This window comes from Streptomyces sp. MBT53 (assembly GCF_016654115.1).
GTDB lineage: Bacteria > Actinomycetota > Actinomycetes > Streptomycetales > Streptomycetaceae > Streptomyces.
Genome location: NZ_JAEQAZ010000295.1, coordinates 1 through 7,480 on the forward strand (window position 1 = coordinate 1; position 7,480 = coordinate 7,480).

The 7,480-nt window shown below is 71.6% G+C and carries 7 protein-coding genes; 4 read left to right on the plus strand and 3 right to left on the minus strand.

Features of this window, described 5'->3' with window-relative positions; genetic code table 11:
• Positions 1 to 3 precede the first annotated feature (3 nt).
• Together JHN45_RS48555 and JHN45_RS48560 are read right to left on the minus strand one after the other, a co-directional pair.
• Entirely contained in the window at positions 4 to 624 is a 621-nt protein-coding gene (locus tag JHN45_RS48555; protein WP_201055868.1) for an HAD-IA family hydrolase, read from the minus strand.
• Between the two features lie 196 nt (positions 625 to 820).
• A complete protein-coding gene (locus JHN45_RS48560) occupies positions 821 to 1,402 on the minus strand; it encodes a TMEM165/GDT1 family protein (RefSeq protein WP_200717676.1) in 582 nt (193 codons plus the stop codon).
• 358 nt (positions 1,403 to 1,760) lie between these two features.
• Between JHN45_RS48560 and JHN45_RS48565 the strand changes: the two genes are divergently transcribed.
• From JHN45_RS48565 to JHN45_RS48575, 3 genes are all read left to right on the plus strand, one after another.
• Complete coding sequence (locus tag JHN45_RS48565) at positions 1,761 to 2,405, plus strand: HNH endonuclease family protein (protein ID WP_019067131.1); 645 nt, start codon at positions 1,761 to 1,763, stop codon at positions 2,403 to 2,405.
• 88 nt (positions 2,406 to 2,493) lie between these two features.
• Positions 2,494 to 4,122 carry an alkaline phosphatase D family protein gene (locus tag JHN45_RS48570; RefSeq protein WP_201055870.1) on the plus strand — a complete coding sequence of 543 codons (1,629 nt, stop codon included), beginning with the start codon at positions 2,494 to 2,496 and terminating at the stop codon, positions 4,120 to 4,122.
• 56 nt (positions 4,123 to 4,178) lie between these two features.
• Complete coding sequence (locus tag JHN45_RS48575; protein WP_374195690.1) at positions 4,179 to 6,143, plus strand: FAD/NAD(P)-binding protein; 1,965 nt, start codon at positions 4,179 to 4,181, stop codon at positions 6,141 to 6,143.
• Here JHN45_RS48575 and JHN45_RS48580 read toward each other — a convergent pair.
• On the minus strand, positions 6,115 to 6,660 hold the full coding sequence (locus tag JHN45_RS48580; protein WP_201055875.1) for a superoxide dismutase family protein: 546 nt from the start codon (positions 6,658 to 6,660) through the stop codon (positions 6,115 to 6,117). The genes JHN45_RS48575 and JHN45_RS48580 overlap by 29 nt on opposite strands.
• 219 nt (positions 6,661 to 6,879) lie before the next feature.
• Between JHN45_RS48580 and JHN45_RS48585 the strand changes: the two genes are divergently transcribed.
• A partial coding sequence (locus JHN45_RS48585; protein WP_236584938.1) for a DedA family protein occupies positions 6,880 to 7,480 on the plus strand: 601 nt, incomplete at its 3' end.

The window sequence follows — 7,480 nt, forward strand, 5'->3', positions numbered from 1 at the left end:
GCGTCATCGCGCTCCCGCACGCAGATCCCGCACCAGCACATCCGGCTGGTGATACGCGGCCTGCGGTCCGACCCCCACCACGCGCATCCCCGCGGCGCGCCCCGCCGCGATCCCCGCACCGGAGTCCTCGAAGACGACACAGTCCGCGGGGGCGATGCCCAGTTCGGCGGCGCCCTTGAGGAAGCCCTCCGGGTCGGGCTTGCTGGCGCCGACCGATTCCGCGGTGATCCGGACGTCGGGCAGTTCCAGCCCGGCCGCGCCCATCCGGGCCGTGGAGAGCGCGACGTCCGCCGATGTCACCAGCGCGTGCGGCAGGCCCCGCAGCGAGGCCAGGAACTCCGGCGCGCCCGGGATCGGGACGACGCCCTCGACGTCGGCGGTCTCCTCGGCGAGCATGCGGGCGTTCTCGGCGTGGTTCTGTTCCATGGGCCGGCTGGGCAGCAGCAGCGCCATGGAGGCGTAGCCCTGTCGGCCGTGCACGACCTTCATGACCTCGTCCGCGTTCAGCCCGTGCCGCTCGGACCAGCGCCGCCAGATCCGCTCGACGACGGCGTGCGAGTCGACGAGGGTGCCGTCCATGTCCAGCAGGAGGGCGCGGGCGGTGAGCACGGTGGTGGCCGTCATCGGCAGGCTCCAAGGAACGGAACGGAGAGGGGGTTCAGGGTGGCCCCCGGTGGGACAAGGTGGCCCCGTCCGTCGGTCAGGGTGAACGGACGGGAGCCACTTTGTTTCCCCACGGTACAAAACCGGACCGGCATCGCGCCACCGCCTCCCGAAACAGTTCACTCACCGTTCAGCTCGCACACGGGGCTCAGCCCGTTCAGCCCGCCACCGCCTCCCACAGACTCCACGCCCCGAGCGCCAGCATCAGCACCGCCGCGATCCGCGTGATCAACTCCAACGGCACCCGCTTCATCAGCGCCTTTCCGCCCACGATCCCCAGCCCGGCGACCGCCCACAGCGCGAGCACCGCGCCGAGACCGACGGAGAACGGGTCGTCGTAGCGGGCCGCGAGGTTGGCCGTCATGATCTGGGTCAGGTCACCGAACTCGGCGACCAGGATGAGCATGAACCCGGCGCCGGAGACCTTCCAGAAGGACTGATCCTTGGGCGCCCGGACCTCCTCGTCGTCGTCGCCCTTCTTGAAGAGGAGCACCGCGGCCCCGCCCAGGAAGAGCACACCGGTGACGGCGGCCACGAGCTGCTGCGGCAGCAGGGTCAGCACACTTCCGGCCGCCACCGCCAGCACCACATGCAGCAGGAACGCGGCGGCGACGCCGGCGAAGACGTACGAGGCGCGGTAGCGGGTGCCGAGGACGAGTCCGGCGAGTGCGGTCTTGTCGGGGAGTTCGGCCAGGAAGACGACGCCGAAGACGAGCGCCGTCACGCTGATGCTGATCAAGGTTCCTCAATCGGTCGGGTACTGCCCCACCGAGAGTGCGTGAACCGTCTGCGGACACCTCGGCACGGCAGCACACACGGATGGTGCACTGCGTTGCCGAAGGTCTCGCTGGCCGATCCACGAAGTGGTCGTCCTCCGGGCGCCGGCTCAGACGAGCTGAGCAGTATGTCGACGGTCCGGCGAAGAGCTACTCCCCTTCTGCGCCGATAACTGTACGCGACGACAAGTTCGACCGTAAACCTTGTCTTGTCATGCCCGCGTCACTAACTTCTTACCGAACGCACACCCGGCCGCAACACGGCACCGCAATCATTCCTTCGCTCGCACTCCAACATCCCCCCACCACAAGGGAGTTCGTATGCCGAAGTTCTACGCGCGTCGACGGCTGAGCATACTCGCGGCTCTTACCGGATTCATAGCCTCCGTCGCACTCTTCAACGGCCCGACCGCCTCCGCCGCCCTCCCCACCCCCGTCAGCGCCGCCACCGCCCGCACCTACCTCGCCTCGCTCACCGTCGCGACCGAGGTCCGGACCGGCTACGACCGTGACCTGTTCCCCACCTGGATCACGATCAGCGGCACCTGCAACACGCGTGAGTACATCCTCAAGCGGGACGGTACGAACGTCGTCACCAACTCCGCGTGCACCGCGACCAGCGGCAGCTGGTACTCGGTCTACGACGGCGCCACCTGGACCGCCGCCTCCGACCTGGACATCGACCACCTCGTCCCGCTCGCCGAGGCCTGGGACTCCGGCGCCCGCAACTGGACCACCGCCCAGCGCCAGGCCTTCGCCAACGACATCACCCGGCCGCAGCTGATCGCCGTCACGGACAACGTCAACCAGTCCAAGAGCGACCAGGACCCGGCCGAGTGGATGCCCCCGCTCACCTCGTACGCCTGCACGTACGTCCGTGCCTGGGTGCAGGTGAAGTACTACTACGACCTGTCGGTCGACACCGCCGAGAAGGCCAAGCTGACCTCGGTCCTCAGCGGCTGCTGATCCTCTTTCGACAGCCCGAGCCCGGAAACCTAGTCGCTGACCTCCGTCGTTCCGTACCGTACGGGGCGACGGAGGAGAGTGATCACCCGTGGCCGGACTGCGTCTTGGACCGCTGCTTCGCTACGCCGACGGCTCGTCCGCGACCGTATGGGTCGAGGCGAGCCGTCCGTGCACCGCCGAGGTGCGCTGCGCGGACGGGGCCGCCGGCACGGCCCGCACCTTCCAAGTCGCGGGCCACCACTACGCGTTGGTGCCGGTGGAGGGCCTCACACCCGGGACCTCGACGCCGTACGACGTCCTCCTGGACGGTATGCGGGTGTGGCCGTTGCCGGACTCGCCGTTCCCGCCCTCCGCGATCCACACCCCTGACGCCGACGGCACGGTCCGTGTCGCGTTCGGTTCCTGCCGGTGGGCCGCGCCGCCCGCCGACGACCACGACCCGGTGGGCCCGGACGCCCTGGACACGCTGGCCTCGCGCATCGCGCGCGACCCGGAGGCCGAACGGCCGGACGTACTCCTCCTGTTGGGCGACCAGGTGTACGCCGACGAGGTCTCCGACGCGACCCGCCGCTGGCTCTCCGCCCGCCGCGACCTGAGCGAGCCCCCGGGCAGCGAGGTCGCGGACTACGAGGAGTACACGCACCTCTACTACGAGTCCTGGCTCGATCCCGAGATCCGCTGGCTGCTCTCCACCGTGCCGTCGTGCATGATCTTCGACGACCACGACGTCATCGACGACTGGAACACCTCCGCCTCCTGGCTGGCGGACATGCGGGCCACCCCGTGGTGGCGCGAACGGCTGCTCAGCGGACTGATGTCGTACTGGGTGCACCAGCACCTGGGGAACCTCTCCCCCGCCGAACTGGCCGCCGATCCCCTCTACTTGGCGGTCCGCAGCGTCCCCGACGGCACCGACGAACTCCGTGCCTTCGCCTGCAAGGCGGACGCCGACCCGGCCTCCGTCCGCTGGAGCTACCGGCGCGACTTCGGCCGGGTACGCCTGCTGATGGTGGACAGCAGGGCGGCCCGCGTCCTCGACGAACAGCACCGCGCGATGCTCGACCCCGGCGAGGCCGACTGGCTGCGCACCGAGGCGCTCGCCGATCCCGGTTCCTACGACCACCTCCTCATCGGGACCTCACTGCCCTGGCTGCTGCCGCATCTCATCCACGACGCCGAGTCCTGGGACGCGGCCCTGTGCCAGGGTGAACGGGGCGCCCGCTGGGCCGAGTTCGGCGAGAAGCTGCGGCGGGCCGCCGACCTGGAGCACTGGGCGGCCTTCCCGGACTCCTTCGAGGAGCTGGCGGGGCTGATCGCCGAGGTGGGGTCGGGCGAGGCGGCACCGGCGTCGGTGCTCGTGCTGTCGGGGGACGTGCACCACGCGTACGTGGCCGAGCCCAAGTGGCGTACCGGCGGCCCGACTTCACGCGTCCTGCAGCTGACCTGCTCCCCCGTCCACAACTCCATCCCCGCCTACATACGGGTCGGTTTCCGCTTCGGCTGGAGTGCCGTCGCCCGTGGCCTGGGCCGCCGCTTCACCCGGCACGGCCGCTGCGCCGACGCCTCGGTCAAGTGGCGGAAGACGGGCGGGCCTTGGTTCGGCAACCAGCTCATGACCCTTACGCTGCAGGGCCGTTCGGCCCGGCTGCGGCTGGAGCAGGCCCGGGCGGACGGGACGCTGAGGACGGTCGAGGAGTCCCCACTCACATCCCCGTGACGTCGCTGAGGGCATGATGAGGCGGACCGTCCGCTTCCGGTGGGCGGTCCGCTCCAATGCGCCCCACACGCCCGGGAGTCCCCCCTTTGTCCGCAGTGAACGAGTCCGACGACGAGCCGGCAACCGTCTCCGTCGCCGTGGTCGGCGCCGGTCCGCGCGGCACCAGCGTCCTGGAACGACTCTGCGCCTCGGCTCCCGAACTCCTCCCGCCCGGCACCCGGCTCACCGTCCACGTCGTCGACCCCGCGCCCCCGGGTCCCGGCCGCGTCTGGCGCTCCGCGCAGTCCCCCGAACTGCTGATGAACACCGTGGCCTCCCAGGTCACCCTCTTCACCGACGACAGCGTCGACTGCTCCGGCCCGATCCGCCCCGGCCCGAGCCTGCACGAGTGGGCCCCCGCCGAACTCCACCCCGACGACTACCCCACCCGCGCCCACTACGGCCGCTATCTGGAGTGGGTGTTCGCCCGCACCGTCCGCGAGGCGCCGGACTCCGTCGAGGTCGCGACACACCGGGCGAGCGCGGTACGGCTCGACGACACACCCGACGGCCACCAGTCCCTCACCCTGGACAACGGCCTTACCCTGTCCGCCCTTTCGGCGGTGGTCCTGGCCCAGGGCCACCTCCCGACGCTCGGCGACACGACCCGACAGCGCCTCGCCGCCTACGCCTGCCACCACGGCCTGGGCTACCTCCCACCCGCCAACCCGGCCGACGCCGACCTGACCGCCGTACAGCCCGGCGAACCAGTCCTGTTGCGCGGTCTCGGTCTCAACTTCTCCGACCACACAGCCCTGTTGACGACGGGCAGGGGCGGCCATTTCGTCGGCGCGCAGGACGGCTCGCTCCGCTACCTGCCCTCCGGCAACGAGCCCCGCCTGTACGCCGGTTCACGCCGAGGCATCCCGTATCAGGCCCGCGGCGACAACGCGAAGGGCCCGCACGGCCGCCACACCCCTCTCGTCCTCACCCCGGAGGCCATAGCCGCCTTCCGCAAACGCGCCGACTCCGGCGAGCCTCCCGAATTCCGCACGGAGATATGGCCGTTGGTGGCGAAGGAGGTGGAGACGGTGTACTACTCCACGCTGCTACGAACGCTACGGCCTTCCCGCCGCCCCGAGTTCACCGGGCGCTTCCTCGCCGTCCCGCACCGCGATCCCCAAGAGGCCCTGATACTCGACGAGTTCGGGGTCCCCGCCGCCGAACGCTGGAGCTGGGACCGGCTGTCCCGCCCGTACCCGGACCGCGCTCTCGACGACCCGGCGGCCTGGCGGAACTGGCTGCTGGCGTATCTGCGCGAGGACGCCGCGCAGGCCGCGCTCGGCAATGTGGACGGACCGCTCAAGGCCGCCCTGGACGTGCTGCGGGATCTGCGCAACGAACTCCGGCTGGTCGTCGACCACCGCGGCCTCGCGGGCGACTCGCGCCGCGACCATCTGGACCGCTGGTACACCCCGCTCAACGCGTTCCTGTCCATCGGCCCGCCCCGGCGCCGTATCGAGGAGCTGGCCGCGCTGGTGGCGGCGGGTGTGGTGGAGGTGCTCGGGCCGCGGCTGGAGGTGCGGGAGGCGGACGGCGCCTGGGTGGCGCGCTCCCCCGCGATACCGGGCTCTGCGGTGCGGGTGACCACGCTCGTGGAAGCACGTCTCCCCGAACCGGACCTGCGGCGCACCGCCGACCCGCTGCTCGGTCGGCTGCTGAGGACGGGCGGGTGCCGGCCACACACCGTGGACGGTTACGAGACGGGCGGGCTGGATGTGACGGCTCGCCCGTACCGCCTGATAGACCGTCAGGGGCGGGCGCACGCACGGCGGTTCGCGTTCGGGGTGCCCACGGAGGGCGTGCACTGGGTGACCGCGGCGGGCGCCCGGCCCGGCGTGGACTCGGTCACGCTGTCGGACGCCGACGCGGTGGCGCGAGCGGTCCTGCGTGCCGCGACGACAGGGCGGACGCCGTCGGCCGACGCCCGCCCCTGGTCGTCGTATCCCCGGCTCAGGGAGCCCAGCCGAACGGCACGGTGAAGCAGGCGGCGCGGACGCGGCTGCCGGGCATGTCGTGGATCACGACGGAGGACGCCTCGCCCTCCCGGAAGTTCCAGTCGTGCCGGGCGCTCGCCTCACCGGCGCCGTGCTCGTCGGCCGTGAAGTCGAGCCAGACCTCGTTGTCGGCGGTGACGTCGGCCGGGTCGGTGGACGGCTTGTGCTGGAAGTGCCCGCCCGCGGCGGCGGGGTCGGCGCCGCACGGCTTCTGGTGCACATGGACGGCGTACGCGTGCCCCGGCACCATCCCGTCGACCCGCAGCCGTACGGTCGTGGCACCGCCCACCGTCGTCCGCTGACCCACCTCGATCCACGCGGCGGCGGGGACGAGCTTCGTGTCGTACGTCACCGCCGCCGACGGCAGGAGGGCGGCGACCGGCGCGAACCGCGCGTCCGTCCGCATCGCGTAGCCGTCCGGGCTGCCGGTGCTTCCCGCGCCGCCGGTGCCGCTCGCCAGTAGGGCCGCGACGACGGCGCCCGCACATATGCCTGCCACCATGATCTGTACCGTTCCTCACGTTCAGGTGTGCTTTGATCCCCTTTACGTTGCTACGGGATGCGGGCCCGCCCCGCCCCTCGGGACGGGGCAGCCGAGTGAACAAGCTGTGCCGATCACACGTGCCCCCCGTGAATCTCCTGTCCCCACCCAGGCGTACGCTGTATGGCTGTCACTGGCCGCTGCTGCCGCGGCCCACGGGGGAGTTCACGGGGAGATGCGTTGTTCGAGAGTGTGGGGTCGCTGACCGGCAGCCCATGGATCTACGCCATGATCGCCGTGTCCGTCCTCCTTGATGTGTTCCTGCCGGTATTGCCGAGCGGTGTCCTGGTCGTCGCGGCGGCCACGGCGGCGGCAGCGGGCACCGGCGCGGCGGCCGACGCCGTTCCCGTGCCGCACGAGGTTCCCAGCATCCTGGCCCTGATCGCGTCCGCCGCCGCCGCGTCCGTCCTGGGCGACCTGATGGCGTACCGCCTGGCCTGGCTGGGCGGTGAACGCCTCGACCGCGCCATCTCCCGTTCCCGCCGGCTCACCACCGCGCAGGAACGTCTCGGCCACGCCCTGGCCCGCGGCGGCGGCGCCCTGGTCATCCTGGCCCGCTTCGCCCCCGCCGGCCGCTCGGTGGTCTCCCTCGGCGCGGGCGCCGCCCACCGCCGCGCCCGCGACTTCCTCCCCTGGTCGGCCCTGGCGGGCCTGTCCTGGGCGGCGTACAGCGTGGCGCTCGGCTACTACGGCGCCCAGTGGCTCGGCACGACGTGGCTCGCGACGGGGGTGTCGTTCGCGGCGCTGTTCGGGGCGGGGGCGGGGGCGGCGTATGTGATGC